Here is a 25,655-nt window from a genome sequence, read left to right as displayed (position 1 = left end):
GCTTCGCTTCTCGAAACGTATCCAGCCGGGCGTTAACCTTGTCACAAAGTACCGCTTACAAGGAGCCACAATGGCACTGCCCATTATTATTGATTGCGATCCGGGTCATGATGACGCGATCGCCCTCGTTCTCGCCCTCGCCTCCCCTGAACTGGAAGTGAAAGCGATCACCTCTTCCGCCGGTAACCAGACGCCGGAGAAGACCCTGCGCAACGTGCTGCGGATGCTGACACTGCTCAAACGCCCGGATATTCCGGTGGCGGGCGGCGCGGTGAAACCTCTCATGCGCGAACTGATTATCGCCGATAACGTTCACGGCGAAAGCGGCCTCGACGGCCCGGCGCTGCCCGAGCCGTCATTCGCCCCGCAAAGCGGCACTGCCGTTGAGCTGATGGCAAAAACACTGCGCGAGAGCTCACAGCCGGTCACCATCGTCTCTACTGGCCCACAGACCAACGTGGCGCTGCTGCTGAATAGCCATCCGGAACTGCATACGAAAATCGCCCGCATTGTGATCATGGGCGGCGCAATGGGATTGGGTAACTGGACGCCCGCTGCGGAATTTAATATTTACGTCGACCCGGAAGCGGCAGAAATTGTCTTCCAGTCAGGCATTCCGGTGGTGATGGCCGGGCTGGACGTCACCCATAAGGCGCAGATTCACGCCGCCGATATCGAGCGTTTCCGCGACATCGGCAATCCAATTTCGACGATCGTGGCTGAACTACTCGACTTCTTCTTTGAATATCACAAAGACGAAAAATGGGGATTTATCGGCGCGCCGCTGCACGACCCGTGCACCATCGCCTGGCTGCTGAAACCCGAGATTTTCACTACCGTTGAGCGTTGGGTTGGCGTGGAAACCCAGGGGAAATACACCCAGGGGATGACGGTGGTGGATTATTATTTCCTGACGGGGAATAAGCCGAATGCGACGGTGATGGTGGATGTAGACCGCCAGGGATTTGTCGATTTGCTGGCGGAGCGGCTGCAATACTACGCATAAAGCGCAAAGTAGAATCCAGGGATGAACAGCGATGTTTTGGCGTAACAATAGACCTGAAATCAGCCTGCTACAGCACGACGTAGCCCATATTACGTTTTCAGTACGTAACGGAAAAGCATTGCTTCGTCCCTGCGTTATCCACGATCCCGACTCTTACGCCGGTATTCATACGCTCTCCTGGCATGGCTCGCCGCTGATTCGTTTTTACACTGAAGCCTGGTGCCCAACCTGCGCAGAATTTGTTTATGCCGGTTTTAGCAATGATGATGAAGGCGCCGCGCAGTTTTTATCCTCACTTGCCGAGTGGAATCAGCCAGGAGTCGGGTTGAACGAAGCATTTACCGCCCTGACGCCGCTGTTTTCACTCTTTGCCGATGGCTATTACCGGCTGGAAGAACGCGAACTTTATCCCACAGATGGCAACGGGCATTTTTTCTGGGCGGTGGGTAACGAAAAACAACCGAATCCCGCGACCACAGGGCGGTGGATTGCTGACGTGGACTATCACTACCAGTCCGGCGAACCCTGTTTTTTACTGCCAGGCCAGCCCCCATCGCGATTTAACCCACAACGCGCCGGGTATTACCGCGATAAGCCAGAGAGCCACGCGCTGGCCTGGCATATGAATGACAGCTGGCTTTGCGTCCTGCTTGATGGTCACCATAAAGCTACCGCCGCGGCGCTGGAAGGCCGGCCCGTGAAGACCTGGGTCATCAGCCAGCCGGTGGCGATGACATGCTACGAGACGCGGCAGCAATACCTGCGATTTTATGACGGCGCGCGCCTGGAAGAAGCCCAGTTTCAGCGCCGCATCCCCCTGAAAATACAGTACGAAAAACTACCGCCATCCCTTTGGGAGGATTACTTTACTCGCCATGACGGACGTTATACCCGCGTCAACTGGCCGAACGCATTGGCTAACTGCGCAACGCATTATCCCGATCTTGCGGCCTGCGCAGATATTATTGCCGCAGGCGATCTGAGCGAGGCCGGCCTCAACAAAATCATGGCGCAAGGGATCACCGAAGAGGGATTTCCCGCCATACTGTTACGCGCGCTGTTTTATACCCATTCTCCCTTGTTGATTGATTTTGTCCGTTTTCTGACTCGCGCACCCGGTTATGCCTGCCACTACCCGCTGGCGTTTCGTTTACTGGCCCAGAAACGCACGCCACAGGCCGATGCTTTTTTCCTCGATTTCGCCATCAATGATGACGGCGAGCGCCCGGAGTTGACGAATATTATGGATGAATACTTTCGCCAGGCGTGACATTGATAAAGATCACCACGCCAGAGGGTGGTGTTCTTTATTCTATAAACTCTCTTTCCCGATAAATTAAACGCAATGGATAATGCAACGTTAGCGATTGGTATCGATCTCGGCACTACTAATAGTTTAATCGCCGTCTGGCAAGACGGCGCCGCACAATTAATACCTAATAAATTTGGTGAATATTTAACACCATCCATAATTAGTATGGATGAAAATAAACAAATTCTGGTGGGAAAACCTGCCGCAGCGCGTAAAACATCTCATCCAGATAAAACCGCTGCCTTATTTAAACGCGCAATGGGCAGTAATACTCACTGGCATTTGGGTGAAGAGTCGTTTAATGCGCCGGAATTATCTTCGCTGGTTTTACGCTCGCTGAAAGAAGATGCGGAAGACTACCTTCAGCAGCCAATCAAGGACGTCGTGATCTCGGTTCCGGCTTATTTCAGCGATGAGCAGCGGAAGCATACACGCCTTGCCGCTGAGCTTGCGGGGTTAAACGCCGTGCGCTTGATCAATGAACCCACGGCGGCGGCAATGGCTTATGGCCTGCATACGCAGCAAAACAGCCGTTCGCTGGTTTTCGATCTGGGGGGCGGAACCTTTGATGTGACCGTTCTGGAATACGCTACGCCGATTATCGAAGTTCACGCCTCCGCTGGCGATAACTACCTCGGCGGCGAAGATTTCACGCATTTGTTGCTTGATGAAGTGCTAAAACGCTGGAATCTCGATAAATCAGCGTTGACGGATAGCGATCTGGCTGCGCTGTATGCCTGTGTTGAAGCCGCAAAATGCGCCAGCGGCTCCCCGCTGCGCATGAGCTGGCTTTATCAGGAGCGCGTGCTGGAAAGCACGTTTTATGACGATGAGCTGGAAGCCCTGTGGCTACCGTTGCTCAACCGGCTGCGCACGCCCATTGAGCAGGCGCTGCGCGATTCCCGACTCAAACCGGAGCAAATTGACAGCCTGGTGCTGGTCGGCGGCGCGTCACAGATGCCGCTGGTGCAACGCATCGCGGTGCGCTTATTCGGTAAATTGCCCTATCAAAGTTACGATCCCAGCACCATCGTGGCGCTTGGCGCCGCGACTCAGGCCGCCTGTCGCCTGCGCCATGAAGACGTTGAAGAGGTGATCCTCACGGATATCTGCCCCTACTCACTGGGCGTGGAAGTCAACCGACAGGGCGTGCCAGGTATTTTCTCGCCCATCATTGAACGCAATACCACCGTTCCGGTGTCAAAAGTGGAAACGTACTCCACCATGCACCCTGAGCAGGACTCTATCTGCGTCAGGGTATACCAGGGCGAAAGCCACAAGGTGAAAAATAATATCCTGATCGATTCTTTTGACGTCATGCTGAAGCCGAACGGGCACATTCAGGCCATTGATATTCGTTTTAGCTACGATATTAATGGCCTGCTGGAAGTTGACGTGCTGCTGGAAGACGGCAAGAGTGAATCCAGAATCATCAGCCATAATGCCACCTCACTGACGACGCAGCAAATCGACGCCAGCCGCGAGCGCCTGCAGGCGCTGAAAATTTATCCCCGCGATATGCTGATTAACCGGACGTTTAAAGCACAGTTAGAGGAGCAGTGGTCACGCGCGTTAGGCGATGAGCGCGAAATGCTGGGGGAGATTATTACCGATTTCGACGCGGCCCTGCTGTCTAATGATATGCAGCGCGTCGATGACGTGCGCCGTCGCGCCTGCGAATATCTGGGTATTGACGAGCCGAAAGCGCCGTAACGGCGCTTTCACTGCCCCTGTTCAGAAAAAATGGAAGAATCGATTTAACGCGCAGACAATCAACGCGATCAAACCGACAATCTTCATGATTTTCATCACCCCGCCAGATTCCGCCTGACGGGGTGCTTCGGTTTTCGCTTCAGAAGACAATTTTTTCTCAGCCGCCAGCCTGAGCTCTTCCGCCAGCTCCTTTTTGTCGCGAATATCGCCTGGCTTCATGGCGATTTTAGATGACAACGCCTGGGTTATCAGCGCCTCCAGCGGACAGGCTTGCCCCTCCTCCAGCCGGATCAGCAGGCGAAAAAAGGGCTTTTCTTTGGGAAACGCTTCCAGCACCACCTGCTCCGCCGTCCGGTACAGATCCAACAGCGGCGTTTCGGGTTCCCCCTGGGTACTCAGCCGTGAATTTGCCCACGCCATCGCTTTTCGCTTATAAAACAGGGAGTCAACGAATGAACGCCCCAGCGGTGATAACCTACCGCTGTGCAAAATGTCGGCCCACAGTAAACGCGTGCGCGCACTTTCACCGGGGACATATTCGGCATCCGCCATACAGCGCGCTTCGACCGCCATCACCGCCAGCGGGAAGAAATCAGGCCGGTGCTGGCGGCACCAGCCCAGCAACAAGTCGTCCGCCTGCGTGGAGGGATAACGCTGCCAGAAATCGCAAAGATCGGCCAACAGGCTTTCCCCCTCGCCGCAGAGCAAACGCTGTTTGCAAAGGTAATAGTGCGCATCTTCGTTATCCGGCTCCACGGCCTGCCAGCGACGAGCAATATCGACCAGTTCGGCCATGCTCCACTGCTCGGCGCTAAACCAGTGTAATAGTTTACGATGCAGCTGTTTATCATCGGGAATTATCCAGGCGCCCTGAACCTGTAGAGCGTCGGCAAAATGTTCGGGATAAAAGCGCCAGATACGCTCAAGCTTAAAAAAGTAGGCGTCAGTTTGGTCTTGAACAACAAGAGGCAATTTGGCCAGACTTAGCAGATCAAACGCATCGCCCCGCTTTACGGTCTCCAGAAATGCTTCCAGCTCTTCTCCATCAGCATCATCTTCTGCTTCCTGCGGCTGCCAGTTCAGACGCTGCGCCAACAATGCCAGGCAAGACAGCGAGATCGTTTCCGTTTTCATGGCGATGTCGCACAACTGCCAGCGCAGCTTATCTATCTCATCCATTGAACACTGGTTCAATTGCTGAATAAATTTCTGCCATGCCGAGGGCTGAAAGCGATCGCGCTCTGATGCCAGCAATTCCCTGAACGCCACCAGTATTTCATGTTCGTCGCCCACCTCTTCCGTTTTTACATCTTCCGCAGGCGAGGCGGCCCAGTGCTGCGCTTCTTCATAGGCCTGGCGCAATCGCTTAAAACCCTGCGGATCGCTCTCAGGGTGGAATGAGGGCAACAGGGCAAGATAAGCCTGACGGATACATTCCAGATCGGTGGTGGGTTCAATGCCCAGGATTTCCCAACAGATATTCATAAATCGCTCACTCCTTTAAGCGTTTCCGGGCATGTCGGTTGTTCGTTGAGCGGACGCCACGGTAGCTGCGCATAATAACTCTCTGTCGTAGAGGCCAGTTCATTAAACATCCGCGCGCCTGAAGCGTCGTACTTTAGGTGGGCGAAATATGCCTGCATGGCGTCCCCTTCGGCCTGCCAGTACAGCCGCCCCAACGAATAGGCGGTAAAATATTGCGTCCAGCCGTCGTAAAAATAGTGCGCCCGCGCATAGATACGCGATTGCAGCCACAGGCTTTCCTCTTCCGTCAGCCATTGATTCAACACCCCCATCCGGCATAAAAACCCCATACGCACATAGTCCCAGGCTTTGATACCGCCGCGACCGCAGCATAGTGCGGTTTCGGCAACAAATCGCGCATAAATCTGGCCCTGCTCGCCAAACTGCGCGGTAAATTCGCGCCATTGGCGAGGAGATAGCGTAAACCAGCGGATATAAAAGGGAGCCAAATCTGCCGCATGACCATCGTCCGTCATCCGATAGATGGTTTGAATAAGATCTTCACGGTTATCAATCCCCCATGAATCGGAGAGATCAAAGTGTGTTTTCCCGGTATACATTGCCGGGGAGAAGTGCGAAGGTTTCGCGCCAATGGCACGACTGTTTAGCACCTCCATCGGCGTGGAGAGCGCAAAAAGTAAATATTGTTCTTCCTTGTCCATATTCGATATCCCTAATGCATAAACTGGCGTAATACATGGCCGACAACGCCAATAAATAAAATGATTTTAATCACCTGCCAGAGGCCAAAGCCGCCGCCAGATTCCTCCGTACTCGGCGAAGTCACCGTTGTCACCGGTTCTTCATCTGCGACTACAGCTTCACACGGTGTGTCGATAGCCGCAGCCCGCCCCAGCAACCCGCGAATAATCAGCGCTTCCAACGGGCAGATATCAGGCGCATCAAGCTTCGTTACCAGCCTCTGTAACAATGCCGCTGACGGATCCTCGGCGCACGCCAGGCTATCCGCCACCTGATACAACAGCCAGTATGGATGCTGGCTATGCGCCTCACTCATCGCTGGCGCGCCATAATTCAAACGCCGCGCAATAAAACTTTCGCTTAGCGGCGATAATGCGCCACTGTGCAGCGCCTCGGCCCACAGCAAGCAGGAACGGGCGCTGGAGCCGGGAATATACAGCAGCGGTTCGCCATCGATATCGACCTGCTCACGCCCCTCAACCTCCATCACCAGCAGCGGGAAAAAGTCCGGTCGATGCTGACGGCACCAGCGCAGCAACAGATCGTCAAGCTGGGTAGAAGGATGCGCCCACCACTGCGCGTAAAGTTCTGGCAGCAGGCTATCGCCTTCACCGCAGAATACGCGCTGGGCTAAGTAGTAATAACCCGGCGTTGCGTTATCGGGTTCGGCTTCCTGCCATGCCAGGGCGACAGGCAGCAGCTCCGCAATACCCCAGTGCAGGGTGCTGAACCAGCGTAACAGACGTCGTTGAAAGCGTAGATTGTCCGGGATAATCCAGGCGCCGTGCTGCGCCATAAGTTGGGCGAAATAGAGAGGATGCTCGAAAAAGGTGTTGTCCAGGGCATCATAAAAAGCAATGGTCTGGTTTTGTACCGCCACTGGCAAATGCAGCAATAGCGAATAATCAAACAGGTCGCCACGGCGGATTTCAAACAAAAGATCCTCCACCTCCTCGGCATCGACATCTCGATTATCACTCCCCTGTTCCCAGGCCAGGCGATCTGACAGCAGTTTCAGACACGAGTACGAAACAGGAAAGGTCTTCATCGCGATAGCGCACAGCCACCAGCGCGATTTTTCGACCTGTGAAATCGATAATTTATTGATCTGTTGGATAAACTCCTGCCATGCCTGCGGCTGAAAGCGCCGTTCGCCATCCGCCAGCAAATCACCGAATATCTCCCTGAGATAATTCACCCACGGGGTATCGGGATCCTCATCAACCACCGTAATGGCGGGCGATGTTGTCCCCTGCAATGCATTCTCATAGGCTTCTCGCAATTGCTTAAAACCCTGCGGATCGGTTTCCGGATGAAATGACGGCAGCAGCGCCAGATAAGCCTGACGAATGGCGTCGGTATCCGTGGTGGCCTCAATGCCAAGGACTTGCCAACAGGTTTTCATAGATCGCTCACCTCCTGAAGCGTGTCCGGGCATTCAGGATAATGGGGCAGGTAGCGCCACGGCAGCGTGGCGTAAAAACTGTCTTTCCCGGCGATCAGCTTATTCATCATACGTCGCCCCGCGTCGTCAAACTCCTTACGGGCGAATGTCTCGCGTAGCAGCGGTAGGTTATCACCATTCCGTAACTGCCAGTACAAACGCCCGGTGTAATAGGCGCTGAAATATTGCAACCAGCCGGAATAATAGCTGAGCGCACGAAGCTGTATCCGCGACTGCAGCCACAGGCTCTCCTCTTCCGTCAGCCATTCATTGAGCACGCCCATGCGGCAGAGAAACCCCATCCGCACATAATCCCAGCTACGAATACCACCTTCGCCGCAACACACGGCGGTATCAGCGACGAATCGGGCATAAATGCGATCTCCCTCATCCAGCGCGTCGGTATACTCCTGCCACTCCTGCGGCGCATACCTAAACCAGCGGCGATATAGCCATTCCAGTTGTGTGGCATGACCGTCATCCGTCATGCGGGAAATGGTCTGAAGCAGCTCATCACGATTTTCAATACCCCACGACGATTCAAGATCGAAACGTTTTATCCCTAAATACATTTTCGGTGACGAATGTGACGGTAAACAGTCCTCGTTCAATACTTCCATCGGCGAGGAAAGTGCAAAGAGTAAATATTGTGATTCTTTATCCATAATAAATCGCCAAAATATATTCACGCTACAAATAAAAACGCAATTGAAAACTAAAATAGAGTACAACAAAGCCAAATCGCAATATATTATTAATCTAAAAAACAATGGCGGGATAAATTAAAAAATGAATCATTCCATAACCAGTCATCCCTGCGACAACGTATCTTTAGCACAATTAACCGAACTGGCGCAGTCAGGAAATAGTGAAGCTCAATATATATTAGGCCGTTTATATAATGACGAACGTATAGATGGCAGCGAAGAGGATAAGCTCTCTTTTTATTGGCTACAGCAGGCGGCCGAGCAAGAGCATTGCGAGGCGCAATATTGGCTCGGCTTACGATACAAAGACACGCCTACCGACATGAAAGATAATACGCTGGCTTTATTCTGGTCAGAAAAAGCCGCACAGCAAGGACACCGACACGCTTTCAACACATTAGGCTGGGTTCAGGAAGGAGAAACCGGGATGGCTCCAGATTATGCCCAGGCCGTTGCCTGGTATCGCAAAGGAGCAGAACAGAGCCACAACCTTGCGCAATATAATCTCGGGAGAATGTATCATTCAGGAACTGGCGTAGAGCAAAATGATACACAGGCACTCTACTGGTTTAAACAGGCAGCATTACAAGGCCATTGCGCCAGCCAGGAAAGACTGGCGTATATGTATGGCAATGGGAAAGGATGTCGAAAAAATTTATCCCTTGCCGCCCTTTGGTACAAGAAGAGCGCGCTACAAGAGAGCAGCTACTCGCAATATCAGATGGGCTATTGTTATTACATCGGAAAAGGTATCAAACAAGATTACCAGCAGGCAATATACTGGTTTCGAAAAGCGGCAGACCAGGGTGACGATGATGCCTATAACAGTATCGGCTGGATGTACAAATGCGGTCATGGCGTCGAGCAAAATTATTCGCTAGCACTGGAATGGTTCCACAAATCAGCAGAATGTAACAATTCATCGGGCTGGTACAACCTCGGATGCATGTACAGAGATGGATACGGTACCGCACAAGACCTACAACAAGCGCTTTACTGGTTCAAAAAAGCACAGCCCACGGGCAAATGGAACGTCGACGAAGAGATCCGCAAACTGGAAGCCCAACTGCACGCTTAACATGGCGGACGGCAACCGTCCGCTCACGATAATGAACCTTACGGCTCAAACGGCCTGCGCTGGAACTGATCGTGGCCACACTTCGGACAGAGCGGCAACACATCCGGCGTGTAAACCGCCAGATGATAGTGACACTTCTCGCACACCAGATTCCCCAATCCCACCACTTCGCCACTGTGATACACGCCGTGGTGATTCAAATCCTGGAAGACTTCACGCCATTCCAGCTGGGTTTTGTCGGTAATGTCCGCCAGTTCCTGCCAGAGACTCTCTTTAATCACCCGCAAGAAGACGCTATCTTCCTGGCTCTCTTCGTAGCTCATGGCGAACTCTTCCAGATCGCGTCTGACAGCGCGCGTCAGTTCGTCCACCTCGGTTCGCGTTAACTCCCCTGTTTGCATCACGCGCTGGCGCGCCTGCTCCACCAGCGCATCAATGTCGCGCTCGCCATTGCGTAAACGCTCGCTTAATGAGGCCACCAGTTCACGGTAATATTGAGCAACCTTGTTCATCACTTCACCTCTTGGATCGTTAACTGCCTATAATAATAGACGTTATTTGCGTTACGCTTTGCAAGGCTGCCCACAGAGTCTGTAAATTCTTGTCAGGCCGACTCACGTATCCAGCGCGTCAGCGAGGTACGATCGACATTTAATCGTTTCGCCACTAACGATTTATTATCCCTTTCCGCCTCTAATAATTTTCTCAAAATACGCAGGCGAATCGTTTTATAATCGCCAGCCAGCATCTGGCAGTCGTGGCAGGTACTTGGCTCGCGTCGGCTCCCCTCTTCCAGATCGTCCAGCAAGAGGCGGCCCTCATCCAGCGTTGCCGGGGAGTGATCAATAGAGAGCACCAGCCGTTCGATAATATTGCTTAACTGCCTGACGTTTCCGGGCCAGGCGAAGCGCTGAAGCTCTTGCCACAGCGCCGGGGTTAACGTTAGTGCCGGGCGTTTATAATGCTGGCTGAAACTGGTAAGCAGCGACAGGCCGATGGCTTTGATATCCTCCGGACGTTTGCGTAGCGGGATGGTGGTCACTTTTAATACGTTAAGCCGATAGTAAAGATCTTCGCGAAATGTCCCGTCCGCAATGAGCTTCGTTAACGTCTGATTGGTCGCCGCAATCACGCGAATATCAACAGGTATCATCTGGTCTGAGCCCAGCCGCATAATCTGCCGCTCCTGCAACACCCGTAATAAGCGCGTCTGTAGCGGTTTATCCAGCTCGCTAATCTCATCCAGAAAAATGGTACCGTGGTGCGCTAATTCAAACAGGCCTATTTTGCCTTTCGGCGACGCGCCGGTAAATGCGCCAGCGACATAGCCAAAGAGTTCGCTCTCCAGAATCTGAGGGGCCATCGCGCCGCAGTTAATGGCGACAAACGGGCCGTTGACGCGTTGGCTGGCATTATGAATACTTTGCGCCAGCACCTCTTTTCCCGTCCCGCTTTCGCCATTAATTAAGATAGTCGCGTCCGTACCGGCATAATTTTTAATGATCGCCAGACGACGCAACATTTCCGGGTTTTCGGTAAGCAGATCGTCGAAATGATAGCGGGCGCTCAAGCCGCGGCGAGACAGTTCCTGGCGGCGAACATGATGTTCCGCCCCCTGTAAACTGGAGACGGTTTGCATCGTCAACACTACCCGGCTTAACTGTCTGGCCGCAAATACCGGATACAGATTAACCACCATCGCGCCTTGCGGCGTATCGACGACTTTCGCGCTGACGGTTTTTCCCTCACGTAATGTATGCCGCTCCTGGTGCAATACCTGTTTCAGGAAAGATGCGTCATAAATCTCACCGGAGGCGTTAATTTTAAAAAGTTGGCTCGCATATTTATTGTAATGCAGTAACGCGCCGGTATCATCAAGCGTGATAACAGCTTTATCAAACTGATCGAGAATCAGCTGCAGATGATGTCGCTCGAGTAATTGGCTGCGAAAAGCCAGATATAATGAGCGGGCTTCTTCCAGAGCTTCGGTTATTGAGGCGGGGCTGGAATCAAGTAAACGGAATTGCGAGCCCAGCGGTGAAAAATAATCCTGACAAACGGTATCGCCAACAATGCAATCTAATGGCGTGGACGCTAATTGCCGCTTCAGGCAAGAAATCGTTTCTTTATCATTTCCCTGTAAGGTAAAAATTTTATAGTTAATATTTAACTGTTCCGCTACGCGCGCGCATCCTTTGATCACACTGGAAAAGCCGACAATACCGACAGTGCCTTTTTGTCCTTTAAAAGGGATAAGCGCATCAAGAATGTCGTAGCCGGACATTTTAATTTCGACTACCGGTAATTTACTGTGCTTTTTTAATATTTCCGCACAGCCGCCACGACTAATCAGTACCTGGTGCCCACGGGACTCTAATAAAGGTAGCTCATCCAGGATACGATTAAGCGTCGTTTGATGAATAGTGACGGCGTAATCCAACTGCGCGACCAGCGCCTCGGCAGCCTTTGCCAGTTGAGGGTAAGGAGAGACAAAACAGAGAGGAGATGCGGCTATATCTTTCGTCTTATTCATCACTCACCATCCTGTTGGTTTATGAACGGGCGAGACCGCCCGTCGTGATTTATTTTCCGCCGAAACGCTAACCGCCTGCGGCGGCTGGGTTCAGTTTACGATCGTAGCGTTTTTTTATCCATACGGTCAGGAAGGGGGCGCACAGAGCGGTAATAATCGTCGAGGCCGCCACCTGCGCCGCCGCCGTCGACGCCAGGTCGGTAAAATGCGGATCGAGCAGCGCGATTGCCGCTGGCGTCGCGACGGCGTTGCCAGAGGTGGTGGATACCGCCGCGCCTGCCACGCCGCTGCCTCCCGTCACACGATCGGCGAAAATATTAAAAAATCCGCCAATCGCCACCGTCATGAGCCCCAGTAAAATGCCTGAAGAACCTGCCGTGATAAGTCTTGCGAAATCAATACCGTATCCTAACCCAAAGGCAAAAAAGGGAATCGTTACCACGCTGCCCTGTTTAAGAAACTTGCGCATGTCCTCATCCAGATTGCCCAAAATCATGCCAATGATAATGGGAATAATAACCGCCACCAGATTCATAAAGGGTATCGACACCATGCCTGCCGACCCTAACGCCAGCATGGTGAAAAAGGGACCATCGTTCAACGATATTACCGCAATCGCGCCGCCGTCGGTTTCATCGCCGTACTCCCCCACCAACGCGGCATATAACCCACTGTTTGAGTTGGTCATCGCCGAAATAATCGCTAAAGCCGACAGACCTAATAACCCATCCGGGCCGCAAAATTTTCCGACCAGAATGCCAATAATCACGCCGCTGGCAAATTTCGCAAAGGTGATCGCAGCGCCTTTTTTCAGCGCTTTCGGCGCGGCTTTAAACTGGATATCCGCGCCCATACAGACTAAAAACATGCCTAAAATCGCCATTGCGCCATGCGAAATAGAGGTGACAAAACCGCCTATTTCCAGCGCCTCCGGCGCAAAAGTTTTAAACAATGCGCCGATGATTAGCGGTACAACCATCATACCACCAGGAAAACGTTCCAGTGTTTTTTTAATTTTCATAGCTTATTCCCAGGAGATAACCGGACAGCTTGTGCTGCCCGATTTGGTATCAGAACGTCGGCGCGATCTTATAAATAGAGAATTCGTTATGACCTAAATCTTCTGATTTAGTCGTTTTCCCATTCGCGACGCGTAAAATTTCCTGATAAATTTCCTCGCCCATTTGCGTAATAGAAGCCTCGCCAGACATAATGGCGGACACATCAATATCAATATTGTCCTGCATCATTTCCCACGTTGCTTTATTACCCGTAATTTTTATTACCGGCGCTATTGGGTTACCGGCAGGCGTTCCGCGACCGGTAGTAAAAATAACGATCTGCGCTCCACCCGCCACCATGCCGGAAATAGATTCAATATCCTGCCCCGGGGTATCCATAATCCACAGGCCAGGATGCGTTGGGCTATCGGCATATTCCAGTACGCCCTGTAGCGGCGCATGACCCGCTTTATGCATACAGCCTAACGATTTTTCTTCAATGGTAGTCAGCCCGCCTTTAATATTGCCCGGCGTCGGCTGTCCCCCGCGAATATCCTCGCCCAGCGCTTTTGCTCGCGCCTCGCAGCCGACCACTAAATCAATGAGCTGTTGACCAACCTCCGGCGTCACCGCGCGTTTCGCCATCACATGCTCGGCGCCAATAAATTCCGTCGTTTCAGAAAGAATTGAGCTTCCGCCGCAGCGTATCAGCTTATCCGAGGCGACCCCGCAGGAAGGGTTAGACGCCAGCCCCGATGTCGTATCTGACCCGCCGCACTCCATCGCCAGCAGCAGCTCGCTAACCGGTGCTTGCTGCGGTTTTTGCATGGAGAGTTGTTGCGCATAATCGCGGGCCAGCGAAATCCCCCGAGCCTGACATTTAAGCGTGCCGCCCTCTTCCTGAATGGTAATGCAGGAGGTCGGTTTGCCAAATGCGGTAATCTCTTCTGCGATGCGCAGCGGTTCCGCGCCTTCACAGCCTAAGCCCACAACCACAATAGCGCCGACGTTGGGATTATTCGCCACATTAATCAATGTCTTTTCCGTCAGACGCGCATCGCCTGCCACCTGGCAGCAGCCAAAATCGTTATTCACCCATGTCGCGCCTTTTACCTGCCGGGCAATATCCTGGGCGACTTTATTCGCACAAACGCTGGTAGGTAAAATCAGTACATAATTACGGATGCCAAAACGGCCGTCAGGGCGGCGGAAACCCAAAAAAGTCTCATTGCTCATAATCATTTTCCCTTGTTTTATATTATTTCCAGTCACCACGTCCGCGTTCGCTTTCCACATTGTGGACGTGCACATAGTCGCCACTTTTTATTTCCTGAGTGGCGCGGCCAATGGATTCGCCATATTTATAAACTTCGCCATGAAAAGGCACATCGCAGATGGCGAATTTGTGGCCAAATGGCACATCCTGATGTAACACAACGCTTATCTCGCGTTCGCCAATGAACATTGTGGCGGTTTCGCCGGCCTTGAGCGCCGTAATAGCCGTCGCGACGCAATCCTGAGGGTGAATCACCACTGCATTTTTTTTCACGATTAACTCCTTTGCTTTAGTCCTGTCCTCCCTAATCAAAAGGCGTGCCATTTTTTAACTGCATGGTTTATATGACTTTATTTTTATGGGCCAATCTGGCGGTGACAGGAACTGCGGTAATTTGCCTCAGTCGTGTCGCATTTTGCGTCACCTCCTCACGGACGCCTGGCGCGACAAATGTTCTACCCCCTGTTTTGACGTGCGTGTTTGGGCTATGCTATGCGGATCTAAACACCACCTCTAAAGCTACATTTGTAGCTGTATCGAAAACAGGACTACTGGCTGCCATGCAAGAGCAATACCGCCCGGAAGAGATAGAATCCAAAGTACAGCTTCACTGGGATGAGAAGCGCACATTTGAAGTGACCGAAGACGAGAGCAAAGAGAAGTATTACTGCCTGTCGATGCTTCCCTATCCTTCTGGCCGACTACACATGGGCCACGTACGTAACTACACCATCGGCGACGTGGTTGCCCGCTACCAGCGTATGCTGGGCAAAAACGTGCTGCAGCCAATCGGCTGGGACGCCTTCGGCCTGCCGGCGGAAGGCGCGGCGGTGAAGAACAACACCGCGCCGGCGCCGTGGACGTACGACAACATCGCGTACATGAAAAACCAGCTCAAAACGCTGGGTTTTGGCTATGACTGGAGCCGTGAAATCGCGACCTGCACCCCGGAATACTACCGTTGGGAACAGAAATTCTTCACCGAGCTGTATAAAAAAGGCCTGGTGTACAAGAAGACTTCTGCCGTTAACTGGTGCCCGAACGATCAGACCGTTCTTGCCAACGAACAGGTGATCGACGGCTGCTGCTGGCGTTGCGACACCAAAGTTGAGCGTAAAGAGATCCCACAGTGGTTTATCAAAATCACCGCTTACGCAGACGAACTGTTGCGCGATCTGGATAAGCTGGACCACTGGCCTGATACCGTAAAAACGATGCAGCGCAACTGGATTGGCCGCTCTGAAGGCGTGGAAATCACCTTCGATGTGAAGGGTTACGATAACACCCTGACCGTCTATACCACCCGTCCGGATACCTTTATGGGCGCCACTTACCTGGCGGTGGCCGCCGGTCATCCGCTGGCGCAAAAAGCGGCGGCGAATAACGCCGAGCTGGCGGCGTTCATCGACGAATGCCGTAACACCAAAGTGGCCGAAGCCGAAATGGCGACCATGGAGAAAAAAGGCGTCGACACCGGCTATAAAGCGATTCATCCGTTAACTGGCGAAGAGATCCCGGTCTGGGCGGCAAACTTTGTCCTGATGGAGTACGGCACTGGCGCGGTGATGGCCGTTCCGGGTCACGATCAGCGCGACTACGAATTTGCCTCCAAATACGGTTTGACCATCAAGCCGGTGATTCTGGCCGCCGACGGTTCCGAGCCGGATCTTTCCGAACAGGCGCTGACCGAAAAAGGCGTGCTGTTTAACTCCGGCGAGTTCGACGGTCTGGCCTTTGAAGCGGCGTTTAACGCCATTGCCGATAAACTGGCGGAAAAAGGCGTCGGCGAACGTAAAGTGAACTACCGTCTGCGTGACTGGGGCGTTTCCCGTCAGCGTTACTGGGGCGCGCCGATCCCGATGGTCACCCTGGAAGACGGCACCGTGCTGCCGACGCCGGAAGATCAACTGCCGGTTATTTTGCCGGAAGACGTCGTCATGGACGGCATCACCAGCCCGATCAAGGCCGATCCTGAGTGGGCGAAAACCACCGTTAACGGTATGCCGGCGCTGCGTGAAACCGACACCTTCGACACCTTTATGGAATCGTCATGGTACTACGCGCGTTACACCTGCCCGCAGTATCAGGAAGGAATGCTGGATTCGAAAGCGGCAAACTACTGGCTGCCGGTCGACATCTACATCGGCGGTATTGAACATGCCATCATGCACCTGCTCTACTTCCGCTTCTTCCATAAGCTGATGCGCGATGCGGGCATGGTCACCTCTGACGAGCCGGCTAAGCAGTTGCTGTGTCAGGGCATGGTGCTGGCGGATGCGTTCTATTATGTCGGCGAGAACGGCGAACGTAACTGGGTTTCGCCAGTTGACGCTATCGTCGAGCGCGATGAAAAAGGCCGCATCGTCAAAGCAAAAGACGCAGCGGGTCATGAGCTGGTCTACACTGGCATGAGTAAAATGTCCAAGTCGAAAAATAACGGTATCGACCCGCAGGTAATGGTTGAACGTTATGGCGCGGACACGGTACGCCTGTTTATGATGTTCGCTTCTCCGGCGGATATGACTCTGGAATGGCAGGAGTCCGGCGTAGAAGGCGCAAACCGCTTTATTAAACGCGTCTGGAAGCTGGTTTACGAACACACCGCTAAAGGTCCTGTCGCGGCGCTGAACGTCGATGCGCTGAGCGAAGATCAAAAAGCGCTGCGTCGCGATGTGCATAAAACCATTGCCAAAGTGACCGATGATATCGGCCGCCGTCAGACGTTCAACACCGCCATTGCGGCGATCATGGAGTTGATGAACAAACTGGCGAAAGCCCCGCAGGAAGGCGAACAAGACCGCGCACTGCTTCAGGAAGCGCTGCAGGCCGTCGTGCGTATGCTTAACCCGTTCACCCCGCACGTCTGCTTTACCTTGTGGCAGGAACTGGGCGGCGAAGGTGATATCGACAACGCGCCGTGGCCGGTTGCCGACGAGCAGGCAATGGTGGAAAACACCACGCTGGTTGTCGTGCAGGTTAACGGTAAAGTTCGCGGTAAGATCACCGTTGCGGTGGATGCCACCGAAGAACAGGTGCGTGAACGTGCAGGCCAGGAACATCTGGTGGCAAAATATCTTGATGGCGTTACCGTGCGTAAAGTGATTTACGTTCCGGGTAAACTCCTCAATCTGGTTGTTGGCTAAGCGCGGGAGGAAGCGTGCGATATCTGGTAACACTGTTGTTATCTCTGGCGGTGCTGGTCACCGCCGGATGCGGCTGGCATCTGCGTAGCACTACGCAGGTTCCGGCTTCAATGAAAACGATGATCCTCGATTCCGGCGATCCGAACGGTCCGCTAAGTCGTGCGGTACGTAATCAGTTACGGCTGAATAACGTAAACCTGCTTGATAAAGACACAACGCGCAAAGACGTTCCGTCTCTGCGGCTTGGAACGGTGACTATTTCGCAGGATACGGCGTCAGTGTTCCAGGACGGCCAGACGGCGGAATATCAGATGGTGATGACCGTCAATGCCTCGGTATTGATTCCGGGCCATGACATCTATCCTATCAGCACGAAAGTGTACCGTTCGTTCTTCGATAACCCGCAGATGGCGTTGGCGAAGGATAACGAGCAGGCCATGATCGTTCAGGAGATGTACGACAAAGCCGCTGAACAGCTGATTCGCAAGCTGACCAGCGTCCGCGCGGCGGATATTCAGGCGACGAAAGAGGAGGCTACCGCCGACAATGAGACGGCGGCGCCCGCCTCTACGCCAGCACGCGTCTCCACTACGCTGAGTAACTAATGATCAGGTTGTATCCTGAACAACTCCGCGCGCAGCTCAACGAAGGGCTGCGTGCGGCATATCTGCTATTGGGCAACGATCCGCTGCTGCTGCAGGAAAGTCAGGACGCTATTCGTCTGGCGGCTGCGTCGCAAGGCTTCGAAGAGCACCACGCTTTTACTCTCGATCCCAGTACCGACTGGGGAGCGCTTTTCTCACTTTGCCAGGCGATGAGCCTGTTCGCCAGCCGTCAAACGCTGGTGCTGCAACTGCCGGAAAACGGGCCTAACGCGGCAATGAATGAGCAACTCGCCACGCTGAGCGAGCTGCTGCATGACGACCTGTTATTAATAGTACGCGGAAACAAGCTCACCAAAGCGCAGGAAAACGCCGCCTGGTATACCGCACTGGCAGACCGTAGCGTTCAGGTCAGTTGTCAGACGCCGGAGCAGGCGCAGCTTCCCCGCTGGGTGGCCGCCAGAGCGAAAGCACAGAATTTGCAACTGGATGACGCCGCGAACCAACTGCTGTGCTATTGCTATGAGGGCAATCTGTTGGCGCTGGCGCAGGCGCTGGAACGACTGTCGCTGCTTTGGCCTGACGGTAAGTTAACGCTTCCTCGCGTGGAGCAGGCCGTCAATGACGCCGCCCACTTTACCCCTTTCCACTGGGTGGATGCGTTACTGATGGGGAAAAGCAAACGCGCGCTGCATATCCTGCAACAGCTACGCCTTGAAGGCAGCGAACCGGTTATTCTGCTGCGCACCCTCCAGCGAGAGCTGCTGCTACTGGTAAATCTCAAACGTCAGTCCGCGCATACGCCGTTACGCGCGCTGTTTGATAAACACCGGGTCTGGCAAAACCGTCGCCCCATGATCGGCGACGCGTTGCAGCGTCTCCATCCTGCACAGCTTCGCCAGGCCGTGCAGTTACTGACGCGTACAGAAATTACGCTCAAACAGGATTATGGTCAGTCGGTATGGGCAGATCTTGAAGGGCTATCGCTCCTGCTCTGCCATAAGGCGCTGGCAGACGTATTTATTGATGGGTGATATGAAATCGTTACAGGCTTTATTCGGCGGCACCTTTGATCCGGTGCATTATGGACATCTTAAACCTGTTGAAACGCTGGCGAATCTGATCGGCTTATCGCGGGTGATTATTATGCCTAACAATGTGCCGCCGCATCGCCCCCAGCCGGAAGCCTCCAGCGCGCAGCGTAAATATATGCTGGAGCTGGCTATCGCCGATAAGCCGCTTTTTACGCTGGATGAACGCGAGCTACAGCGAAACGCGCCCTCTTACACTGCGCAAACGCTGAAAGCATGGCGCGAAGAACAGGGTCCCGAAGCGCCGCTGGCGTTTATTATCGGCCAGGACTCGCTGCTTAACTTCCCCACCTGGCATGATTACGACACCATCCTTGATAACACTCACCTGATCGTTTGTCGTCGTCCCGGCTACCCCCTTGAAATGACGCAGGCGCAACACCAGCAGTGGCTGGAACAGCATCTGACCCATACGCCGGACGATCTGCACCAGTTGCCAGCCGGTAAAATTTACCTGGCGGAAACGCCCTGGCTTAATATCTCCGCAACCCTCATCCGCGAACGGCTGGAAAAAGGCGAATCCTGCGACGATCTGTTGCCGGAAAACGTGCTGAACTACATCAATCAGCAGGGGTTATACCGGTAAGCACATTGCGCAGCGCCGACAGCAGACGCTCGTTTTGCGCAGCGCTGCGTATCGCCACACGATAATAGCGGCTGTCCAGCCCCGGGTAGTTAGCGCAGCTACGAATTAAAATCCGCTGCGTCAGCAACCGCCGCTGCAGGTCAATATCCTCTCGCTCACAGCGTAACAACAGATAGTTTGCCCGCCCGGGATAGACCGTCAGCAGGGGGAGCTGACAAAGCGCCTGATAAAACCGGGCGCCCTCCTCCCGTAACCAATGCCAGGTCGCCTGTTGCCAGGCGCTATCCTGTAACGCTACCTCACCGGCCAGCGCCGCCAGCGCGTTAACCGACCACGGCATTTGTTGGCGACGCATCCGCGCCACCGCCGCGTCATTGCTGTTGACGAGATATCCCAACCGCAGGCCGGGAATGGCATAAAATTTGGTCAGCGAACGCAGCACCCAGATATGCGGATTATCTTTAAGAGCAGGAATAAAGCCCGTCTCATGCGGAATAAAATCGATAAACGCTTCATCCAGGATCAGGTTAATGTTCAGCGATTTGCAGCGTACGGCAATGGCCTGTAATAACTGCCGCTCCGGCAGCAGGCCGGTAGGATTATTGGGCGTACACAGAAACAGGCAGTCCAGATCGGGCGTCAACGCCTCAAGAATGGCATCGGTAAGCTGCCAGCCATCCGCTTCGCGTAGAGACCAGCGACGAATTTCGCAGCCACTTTGCGCCAGCGCCCGGCCATACTCCGCGAAACCTGGCGTGACAATCATTGCACGACGCGGTTTAAGACCGCTCGCCACGGTAAAGATTGACTCCGTCTCGCCATTTCCCGCCAGTATCCACGATGCCGGCACCTGATGGTGACGCGCCAGCGCCTGGTGCAAATGAAAATAATCGGCGTCCGGGTAGCGCTCAATGCAGTCCAGATTGTCGATAAGCGCGCGTTTCACGCTGACAGGCATACCCAGCGGATTAATGTTTGCGCTAAAATCCAGTAACTGGTCAGGCGAGATGCCCAACACCGTCGCGGCTTCCCGAATATTACCGCCATGCGCGCTGTTGAATAACGCCATTATGCCTCCGGCCAAAAAACGCTATTTTAGTGAAAAAAAGTTGCGCAATCAGGGGCATTATCATGTTTTGCGCATTTAACCTCATGAGGAATACCATGCGATTGTGGCTGGTGCGTCATGGCGAAACCGAGGCCAATGTCGCCGGGTTGTATAGCGGACATGCTCCCACGCCGTTAACGGAAAAAGGGATTGGCCAGGCGAAAACGCTACATACTTTATTGCGCCACGCGCCATTTGACCGGGTGTTATGCAGCGAGCTGGAGCGTGCGCGCCATACCGCCCGGCTCGTACTGGAGGGCCGGGATGTGCCGCAACACATCTTACCTGAGCTTAATGAGATGTACTTTGGCGACTGGGAAATGCGCCATCACCGCGACCTCACCCATGAAGATGCCGAAAGCTATGCCGCCTGGTGTACGGACTGGCAGAATGCGGTTCCGACCAATGGCGAGGGTTTTCAGGCTTTTACCCGGCGCGTAGAGCGCTTTATCTCGCGACTCGACGCGTTTAGCGATTGCCAGAACCTGCTGATCGTCAGCCATCAGGGCGTACTCAGCCTGTTGATTGCCCGTCTGCTCGCAATGCCCGCCGCCTCGCTATGGCATTTCCGGGTAGAACAGGGATGCTGGAGCGCAATCGACATATGCGAAGGGTTCGCCACCCTGAAAGTATTAAATAGTCGTGCCGTCTGGCGGCCTGAGTGATGAATTTTCCGTTTTTTCTCGCCGCAGCGGTTTCGCCCATTGACAGCCCCCGACAGGCTGTTATTCTCCGCAGCCAGGCTTTTTTCACCTTGCAGAGCTTTGCAGAAATTGTTTTACAAAAATGGCGATGCTTTCTGTGACGTGGGATGGGATGATAATCTGGTTTTAAACGCCGATCCGGCGACATAAGTCCCGGTATCGCCGCTGATTCAGGTATACTACACGGCGTCCCGCCGGAAGGTTAGCGTTAACTCGCAACGCCTTACCGGTCCAGCCTGTTGGCCTTTTTCTATCGTTATAACGCAATTATTCACCCAGGGGGAAAACTTGCAGGGTAAAGCACTCCAGGATTTTGTTATCGACAAAATTGATGACCTGAAAGGTCAGGACATCATCGCCTTAGATGTTCAGGGTAAATCCAGTATCACCGACTGTATGATTATTTGTACCGGCACCTCCAGCCGTCACGTTATGTCTATTGCCGACCACGTGGTGCAGTCGTCGCGCGCGGCCGGTATGCTGCCGTTGGGCGTCGAAGGCGAGAATGCGGCTGACTGGATTGTCGTCGATCTGGGCGATGTGATTGTGCATGTCATGCAGGAAGAAAGTCGCCGCCTGTATGAACTGGAAAAACTCTGGAGTTAATGCGTGAAGCTGCAACTTGTCGCTGTCGGCACGAAGATGCCCGACTGGGTTCAAACGGGATTTACGGAATATCTGCGTCGTTTTCCGAAAGATATGCCCTTTGAGCTGATTGAAATCCCTGCGGGCAAACGCGGCAAGAACGCGGATATCAAACGCATTCTCGACAAAGAGGGCGAGCAGATGCTGGCCGCCGCCGGTAAGAATCGCATTGTTACCCTGGATATTCCAGGCAAGCCGTGGGATACGCCGCAGTTAGCCAATGAGCTGGAGCGCTGGAAACAGGACGGGCGCGACGTCAGTTTGCTGATTGGCGGCCCGGAAGGATTATCTCCCGCCTGCAAAGCGGCAGCGGAACAGAGCTGGTCGCTCTCGGCGTTAACGCTCCCTCACCCGCTGGTTCGGGTTCTGGTCGCGGAGAGTTTGTACCGGGCGTGGAGCATCACAACCAACCACCCTTATCACCGTGAGTGATCGTGAAGTCTTGAGAAGATTAAGCAGCGGATGAAACGACAAAATTCTTTTCGTGACTATACGGCTGAGTCCGCACTGTTTGTGCGTCGGGCGCTGGTCGCCTTTTTGGGTATTTTGCTGCTGACCGGCGTACTGATCGCCAATTTGTATAATCTGCAAATTCTCCGTTTTACCGATTACCAGACCCGCTCGAACGAAAACCGTATCAAGCTGGTGCCAATTGCGCCAAGCCGCGGGATAATCTACGACCGTAACGGCATTCCCCTTGCGCTGAACCGCACTATCTATCAGATTGAAATGATGCCGGAAAAGGTGGATAACGTTCAGCAAACGCTGGATGCGCTACGCAGTGTGGTCGATTTAAACGACGACGATATCGCCGCCTTTAAAAAAGAGCGCGCCCGATCCCATCGCTTTACTTCTATTCCGGTGAAAACAAACCTGACGGAAGTTCAGGTCGCGCGCTTTGCTGTCAACCAGTACCGTTTTCCGGGCGTCGAAGTCAAAGGCTATAAACGCCGCTATTATCCATACGGATCGGCGCTGACCCACGTTATCGGCTACGTATCGAAAATCAATGATAAAGACGTCGAGCGTCTCGACAGAGAAAACAAACTGGCGAACTACGCCGCCACTCATGACATCGGCAAGCTGGGCATTGAGCGCTACTATGAAGATATTCTGCATGGGCAAACCGGTTATGAAGAGGTTGAAGTCAACAACCGCGGCCGCGTTATTCGCCAGCTTAAAGAGGTGCCGCCGCAGGCCGGACACGATATCTACCTGACGCTGGATCTCAAGCTCCAGCAGTATATTGAAACGCTGCTGGCAGGCAGTCGCGCGGCGGTGATTGTCACCGATCCGCGTACCGGCGGCGTGCTATCGCTGGTCTCCATGCCAAGTTACGACCCTAACCTTTTCGTGGATGGCATCTCCAGCAAAGATTACTCCGGGCTGCTTAACGACCCGAACACGCCATTAGTGAACCGCGCGACTCAGGGTGTCTACCCACCCGCTTCTACCGTTAAGCCTTACGTCGCCGTATCGGCGTTAAGCGCTGGCGTCATCACCCGTAACACCAGTCTTTTCGACCCTGGCTGGTGGCAGTTGCCGGGGTCTGAGAAACGCTACCGTGACTGGAAAAAATGGGGCCACGGGCATCTGAATATCACCAAATCCCTTGAAGAGTCGGCAGATACCTTCTTCTATCAGGTGGCTTATGACATGGGGATCGATCGCCTGTCAGAATGGATGGGTAAGTTCGGCTATGGTCACTATACCGGAATTGATCTCGCAGAAGAGCGCTCTGGTAATATGCCGACCCGCGAGTGGAAACAGAAACGCTTTAAAAAACCGTGGTATCAGGGCGATACGATTCCGGTGGGCATCGGCCAGGGTTACTGGACGGCGACGCCGATTCAGATGAGTAAGGCACTGATGATCCTTATTAACGACGGTGTAGTTAAAGTCCCGCACCTGTTAATGAGCACCGCGGAAAACGGTAAACAGGTGCCGTGGGTACAGCCGCATGAGCCGCCGGTGGGCGATATTCACTCCGGCTACTGGGAAATTGCGAAAGATGGCATGTATGGCGTCGCCAACCGCCCTAACGGCACGGCGCATAAATATTTTGCCAGCGCGCCCTATAAAATCGCGGCGAAATCGGGCACCGCGCAGGTCTTTGGCCTGAAGGCCAACGAAACGTACAATGCGCATAAAATCGCCGAGCGCCTGCGCGACCATAAATTAATGACCGCCTTTGCGCCGTATAACAATCCCCAGGTCGCCGTCGCGATCATCCTTGAAAACGGCGGCGCAGGCCCGGCAGTAGGCACGATCATGCGCCAAATCCTTGATCACATCATGCTGGGCGACAACAACACCCATTTGCCTGCGGAAAACCCGGTGGTTGCAGCGGCGGAGGACCAATAATCATGACGGATAATCCGAACAAAAAAACCTTCTGGGATAAAATTCATATCGATCCCACGATGCTACTCATTCTGCTGGCGTTACTGGTTTATAGCGCGTTGGTCATCTGGAGCGCCAGCGGCCAGGACATCGGCATGATGGAGCGTAAAATCGGTCAGATTGCGATGGGGCTGGTGGTTATGGTGGTGATGGCGCAGATCCCGCCGCGCGTGTATGAAGGCTGGGCGCCCTATCTCTATATCATTTGTATCATTCTGCTGGTTGCCGTTGATGCCTTCGGCGCAATATCCAAGGGCGCGCAGCGCTGGCTCGATCTGGGAATCGTTCGCTTTCAGCCTTCGGAAATAGCCAAAATCGCCGTGCCGCTGATGGTCGCCCGCTTTATTAACCGCGACGTCTGCCCGCCCTCGCTGAAAAATACCGCCATCGCCCTGGTATTAATCTTTATGCCTACCCTGCTGGTCGCCGCCCAGCCGGACCTGGGGACGTCTATTCTGGTCGCCCTTTCCGGTCTCTTTGTCCTATTTTTGTCTGGTCTGAGCTGGCGCTTAATTGGGGTCGCCATTGTATTGATCGCTGCATTTATTCCTATTTTGTGGTTTTTCCTGATGCACGATTACCAACGCCAGCGCGTCATGATGCTCCTTGATCCGGAGACCGATCCGCTGGGCGCGGGCTATCATATTATTCAGTCTAAAATCGCCATTGGCTCAGGCGGCCTGCGCGGTAAAGGCTGGCTCCACGGCACCCAGTCGCAGCTGGAGTTTTTACCCGAGCGCCATACCGACTTTATCTTCGCGGTACTGGCGGAAGAGCTCGGTCTGGTGGGCATCCTGATTCTGCTCGCGCTCTATATTTTGCTAATAATGCGCGGCTTGTGGATTGCCGCCAGAGCGCAAACTACATTTGGTCGCGTGATGGCTGGCGGATTAATGTTAATATTATTCGTTTATGTCTTCGTAAATATTGGTATGGTGAGCGGTATTCTGCCTGTGGTTGGAGTACCTTTACCCCTGGTCAGCTACGGGGGCTCCGCACTGATTGTGCTGATGGCCGGGTTCGGGATTGTGATGTCGATCCACACCCACAGAAAAATGTTGTCGAAAAGCGTATAAG

General features: G+C 53.6%; 23 protein-coding genes. 13 read left to right on the top strand and 10 right to left on the bottom strand.

The annotated features are described in order from the left end of the window. Nucleotides 1-70 precede the first annotated feature (70 nt). The 3 genes from rihA (at nt 71) to ABVN36_RS15205 (ending at nt 4,031) form a co-directional block, all read left to right on the top strand. Nucleotides 71-1,006, top strand: a complete 936-nt coding sequence (gene rihA, locus ABVN36_RS15215) for a pyrimidine-specific ribonucleoside hydrolase RihA (RefSeq protein WP_001207434.1) — start codon at nt 71-73, stop codon at nt 1,004-1,006. A gap of 31 nt (nt 1,007-1,037) precedes the next feature. Continuing rightward, nucleotides 1,038-2,276, top strand: coding sequence for a hypothetical protein (locus ABVN36_RS15210; RefSeq protein WP_023137863.1), 1,239 nt, complete (start codon nt 1,038-1,040; stop codon nt 2,274-2,276). A gap of 75 nt (nt 2,277-2,351) precedes the next feature. Next, a complete protein-coding gene (locus ABVN36_RS15205; RefSeq protein ID WP_000368029.1) occupies nt 2,352-4,031 on the top strand; it encodes a molecular chaperone HscC in 1,680 nt (559 codons plus the stop codon). 21 nt (nt 4,032-4,052) lie between these two features. On the opposite strand, the gene ABVN36_RS15200 is transcribed toward ABVN36_RS15205, so the two are convergent. From ABVN36_RS15200 to ABVN36_RS15185, 4 genes are read right to left on the bottom strand one after another with little or no spacing between them, the layout of a single operon-like run. Then, on the bottom strand, nt 4,053-5,516 hold the full coding sequence (locus ABVN36_RS15200) for a J domain-containing protein (RefSeq protein WP_023137864.1): 1,464 nt from the start codon (nt 5,514-5,516) through the stop codon (nt 4,053-4,055). Beyond that, on the bottom strand, nt 5,513-6,217 hold the full coding sequence (locus ABVN36_RS15195; RefSeq protein ID WP_023137865.1) for a DUF1266 domain-containing protein: 705 nt from the start codon (nt 6,215-6,217) through the stop codon (nt 5,513-5,515). Before ABVN36_RS15195 ends, ABVN36_RS15200 begins: the two co-directional genes overlap by 4 nt. An 11-nt stretch (nt 6,218-6,228) precedes the next feature. Then, entirely contained in the window at nt 6,229-7,662 is a 1,434-nt protein-coding gene (locus tag ABVN36_RS15190; protein WP_023137866.1) for a J domain-containing protein, read from the bottom strand. Then, nucleotides 7,659-8,366, bottom strand: coding sequence for a DUF1266 domain-containing protein (locus tag ABVN36_RS15185; RefSeq protein ID WP_023137867.1), 708 nt, complete (start codon nt 8,364-8,366; stop codon nt 7,659-7,661). Before ABVN36_RS15185 ends, ABVN36_RS15190 begins: the two co-directional genes overlap by 4 nt. Before the next feature lie 124 nt (nt 8,367-8,490). Between ABVN36_RS15185 and ABVN36_RS15180 the strand changes: the two genes are divergently transcribed. Continuing rightward, complete coding sequence (locus tag ABVN36_RS15180) at nt 8,491-9,486, top strand: tetratricopeptide repeat protein (RefSeq protein ID WP_023137868.1); 996 nt, start codon at nt 8,491-8,493, stop codon at nt 9,484-9,486. Nucleotides 9,487-9,524: 38 nt separating this feature from the next. Here ABVN36_RS15180 and ABVN36_RS15175 read toward each other — a convergent pair whose 3' ends face one another. The 5 genes from ABVN36_RS15175 to ABVN36_RS15155 all read right to left on the bottom strand — a co-directional run bounded on the left by ABVN36_RS15175 (nt 9,525) and on the right by ABVN36_RS15155 (nt 14,620). Beyond that, on the bottom strand, nt 9,525-9,998 hold the full coding sequence (locus tag ABVN36_RS15175) for a zinc ribbon-containing protein (protein ID WP_001044885.1): 474 nt from the start codon (nt 9,996-9,998) through the stop codon (nt 9,525-9,527). Nucleotides 9,999-10,090: 92 nt separating this feature from the next. Next, complete coding sequence (locus ABVN36_RS15170; protein ID WP_001044181.1) at nt 10,091-12,019, bottom strand: sigma-54-dependent Fis family transcriptional regulator; 1,929 nt, start codon at nt 12,017-12,019, stop codon at nt 10,091-10,093. A 67-nt stretch (nt 12,020-12,086) separates the two neighbouring features. Further along, nucleotides 12,087-13,040: a 2-keto-3-deoxygluconate permease gene (locus ABVN36_RS15165; RefSeq protein ID WP_000694480.1), complete on the bottom strand. Its 954-nt coding sequence runs from the start codon at nt 13,038-13,040 to the stop codon at nt 12,087-12,089. A gap of 49 nt (nt 13,041-13,089) precedes the next feature. Then, on the bottom strand, nt 13,090-14,262 hold the full coding sequence (locus ABVN36_RS15160; protein ID WP_001670689.1) for a UxaA family hydrolase: 1,173 nt from the start codon (nt 14,260-14,262) through the stop codon (nt 13,090-13,092). A 16-nt stretch (nt 14,263-14,278) separates the two neighbouring features. After that, on the bottom strand, nt 14,279-14,620 hold the full coding sequence (locus tag ABVN36_RS15155; protein WP_001574029.1) for a UxaA family hydrolase: 342 nt from the start codon (nt 14,618-14,620) through the stop codon (nt 14,279-14,281). Between the two features lie 236 nt (nt 14,621-14,856). Between ABVN36_RS15155 and leuS the strand changes: the two genes are divergently transcribed. Genes leuS through nadD form a run of 4 tightly spaced genes read left to right on the top strand, consistent with a single transcriptional unit; the run spans nt 14,857 to nt 19,718 of the window. Further along, nucleotides 14,857-17,439, top strand: a complete 2,583-nt coding sequence (leuS, locus tag ABVN36_RS15150) for a leucine--tRNA ligase (RefSeq protein WP_001157916.1) — start codon at nt 14,857-14,859, stop codon at nt 17,437-17,439. 14 nt (nt 17,440-17,453) lie between these two features. Next, a complete protein-coding gene (gene lptE / locus ABVN36_RS15145; RefSeq protein ID WP_001269950.1) occupies nt 17,454-18,044 on the top strand; it encodes an LPS assembly lipoprotein LptE in 591 nt (196 codons plus the stop codon). Further along, a complete protein-coding gene (gene holA, locus ABVN36_RS15140; RefSeq protein WP_023137869.1) occupies nt 18,044-19,075 on the top strand; it encodes a DNA polymerase III subunit delta in 1,032 nt (343 codons plus the stop codon). Before lptE ends, holA begins: the two co-directional genes overlap by 1 nt. 1 nt (nt 19,076) lies before the next feature. Beyond that, a complete protein-coding gene (gene nadD / locus ABVN36_RS15135; protein WP_001518902.1) occupies nt 19,077-19,718 on the top strand; it encodes a nicotinate-nucleotide adenylyltransferase in 642 nt (213 codons plus the stop codon). Here the strand turns inward: nadD and cobD are convergent. Then, on the bottom strand, nt 19,693-20,787 hold the full coding sequence (gene cobD / locus ABVN36_RS15130) for a threonine-phosphate decarboxylase CobD (protein ID WP_023137870.1): 1,095 nt from the start codon (nt 20,785-20,787) through the stop codon (nt 19,693-19,695). The genes nadD and cobD overlap by 26 nt on opposite strands. A gap of 95 nt (nt 20,788-20,882) precedes the next feature. Here cobD and ABVN36_RS15125 point away from each other — a divergent pair, with 95 nt between their 5' ends. The 5 genes from ABVN36_RS15125 to mrdB all read left to right on the top strand — a co-directional run bounded on the left by ABVN36_RS15125 (nt 20,883) and on the right by mrdB (nt 25,654). After that, complete coding sequence (locus ABVN36_RS15125) at nt 20,883-21,491, top strand: adenosylcobalamin/alpha-ribazole phosphatase (protein ID WP_001241922.1); 609 nt, start codon at nt 20,883-20,885, stop codon at nt 21,489-21,491. A 327-nt stretch (nt 21,492-21,818) separates the two neighbouring features. Beyond that, entirely contained in the window at nt 21,819-22,136 is a 318-nt protein-coding gene (gene rsfS / locus ABVN36_RS15120; protein ID WP_001161670.1) for a ribosome silencing factor, read from the top strand. A 3-nt stretch (nt 22,137-22,139) separates the two neighbouring features. Further along, nucleotides 22,140-22,607 (top strand): 23S rRNA (pseudouridine(1915)-N(3))-methyltransferase RlmH, encoded by a 468-nt coding sequence (gene rlmH / locus ABVN36_RS15115; protein WP_000776107.1) that lies wholly within the window; start codon nt 22,140-22,142, stop codon nt 22,605-22,607. A 30-nt stretch (nt 22,608-22,637) separates the two neighbouring features. Further along, entirely contained in the window at nt 22,638-24,539 is a 1,902-nt protein-coding gene (gene mrdA / locus ABVN36_RS15110) for a peptidoglycan DD-transpeptidase MrdA (RefSeq protein ID WP_000828700.1), read from the top strand. A gap of 2 nt (nt 24,540-24,541) precedes the next feature. Beyond that, entirely contained in the window at nt 24,542-25,654 is a 1,113-nt protein-coding gene (gene mrdB, locus ABVN36_RS15105; protein ID WP_000131713.1) for a peptidoglycan glycosyltransferase MrdB, read from the top strand. Nucleotide 25,655 lies beyond the last annotated feature (1 nt).

Origin of the sequence: Salmonella sp. SJTUF15581, assembly GCF_043356775.1 — a bacterium.
In the GTDB taxonomy this organism is placed as follows: domain Bacteria; phylum Pseudomonadota; class Gammaproteobacteria; order Enterobacterales; family Enterobacteriaceae; genus Salmonella; species Salmonella enterica.
Note: the sequence above shows the minus strand (reverse complement) of the source record. Positions and strands in the feature narration are given on the sequence as shown.

What these genes read in the sequence shown, in the direction of transcription:
- rihA (WP_001207434.1), top strand. Translation starts at nt 71, where the DNA reads ATGGCACTGCCCATTATTATTGATTGCGATCCGGGTCATGATGACGCG.
- ABVN36_RS15210 (WP_023137863.1), top strand. Translation starts at nt 1,038, where the DNA reads ATGTTTTGGCGTAACAATAGACCTGAAATCAGCCTGCTACAGCACGAC.
- ABVN36_RS15205 (WP_000368029.1), top strand. Translation starts at nt 2,352, where the DNA reads ATGGATAATGCAACGTTAGCGATTGGTATCGATCTCGGCACTACTAAT.
- ABVN36_RS15200 (WP_023137864.1), bottom strand. Translation starts at nt 5,516, where the DNA reads ATGAATATCTGTTGGGAAATCCTGGGCATTGAACCCACCACCGATCTG.
- ABVN36_RS15195 (WP_023137865.1), bottom strand. Translation starts at nt 6,217, where the DNA reads ATGGACAAGGAAGAACAATATTTACTTTTTGCGCTCTCCACGCCGATG.
- ABVN36_RS15190 (WP_023137866.1), bottom strand. Translation starts at nt 7,662, where the DNA reads ATGAAAACCTGTTGGCAAGTCCTTGGCATTGAGGCCACCACGGATACC.
- ABVN36_RS15185 (WP_023137867.1), bottom strand. Translation starts at nt 8,366, where the DNA reads ATGGATAAAGAATCACAATATTTACTCTTTGCACTTTCCTCGCCGATG.
- ABVN36_RS15180 (WP_023137868.1), top strand. Translation starts at nt 8,491, where the DNA reads ATGAATCATTCCATAACCAGTCATCCCTGCGACAACGTATCTTTAGCA.
- ABVN36_RS15175 (WP_001044885.1), bottom strand. Translation starts at nt 9,998, where the DNA reads ATGAACAAGGTTGCTCAATATTACCGTGAACTGGTGGCCTCATTAAGC.
- ABVN36_RS15170 (WP_001044181.1), bottom strand. Translation starts at nt 12,019, where the DNA reads ATGAATAAGACGAAAGATATAGCCGCATCTCCTCTCTGTTTTGTCTCT.
- ABVN36_RS15165 (WP_000694480.1), bottom strand. Translation starts at nt 13,040, where the DNA reads ATGAAAATTAAAAAAACACTGGAACGTTTTCCTGGTGGTATGATGGTT.
- ABVN36_RS15160 (WP_001670689.1), bottom strand. Translation starts at nt 14,262, where the DNA reads ATGATTATGAGCAATGAGACTTTTTTGGGTTTCCGCCGCCCTGACGGC.
- ABVN36_RS15155 (WP_001574029.1), bottom strand. Translation starts at nt 14,620, where the DNA reads ATGGCACGCCTTTTGATTAGGGAGGACAGGACTAAAGCAAAGGAGTTA.
- leuS (WP_001157916.1), top strand. Translation starts at nt 14,857, where the DNA reads ATGCAAGAGCAATACCGCCCGGAAGAGATAGAATCCAAAGTACAGCTT.
- holA (WP_023137869.1), top strand. Translation starts at nt 18,044, where the DNA reads ATGATCAGGTTGTATCCTGAACAACTCCGCGCGCAGCTCAACGAAGGG.
- nadD (WP_001518902.1), top strand. Translation starts at nt 19,077, where the DNA reads ATGAAATCGTTACAGGCTTTATTCGGCGGCACCTTTGATCCGGTGCAT.
- cobD (WP_023137870.1), bottom strand. Translation starts at nt 20,787, where the DNA reads ATGGCGTTATTCAACAGCGCGCATGGCGGTAATATTCGGGAAGCCGCG.
- ABVN36_RS15125 (WP_001241922.1), top strand. Translation starts at nt 20,883, where the DNA reads ATGCGATTGTGGCTGGTGCGTCATGGCGAAACCGAGGCCAATGTCGCC.
- mrdA (WP_000828700.1), top strand. Translation starts at nt 22,638, where the DNA reads ATGAAACGACAAAATTCTTTTCGTGACTATACGGCTGAGTCCGCACTG.
- mrdB (WP_000131713.1), top strand. Translation starts at nt 24,542, where the DNA reads ATGACGGATAATCCGAACAAAAAAACCTTCTGGGATAAAATTCATATC.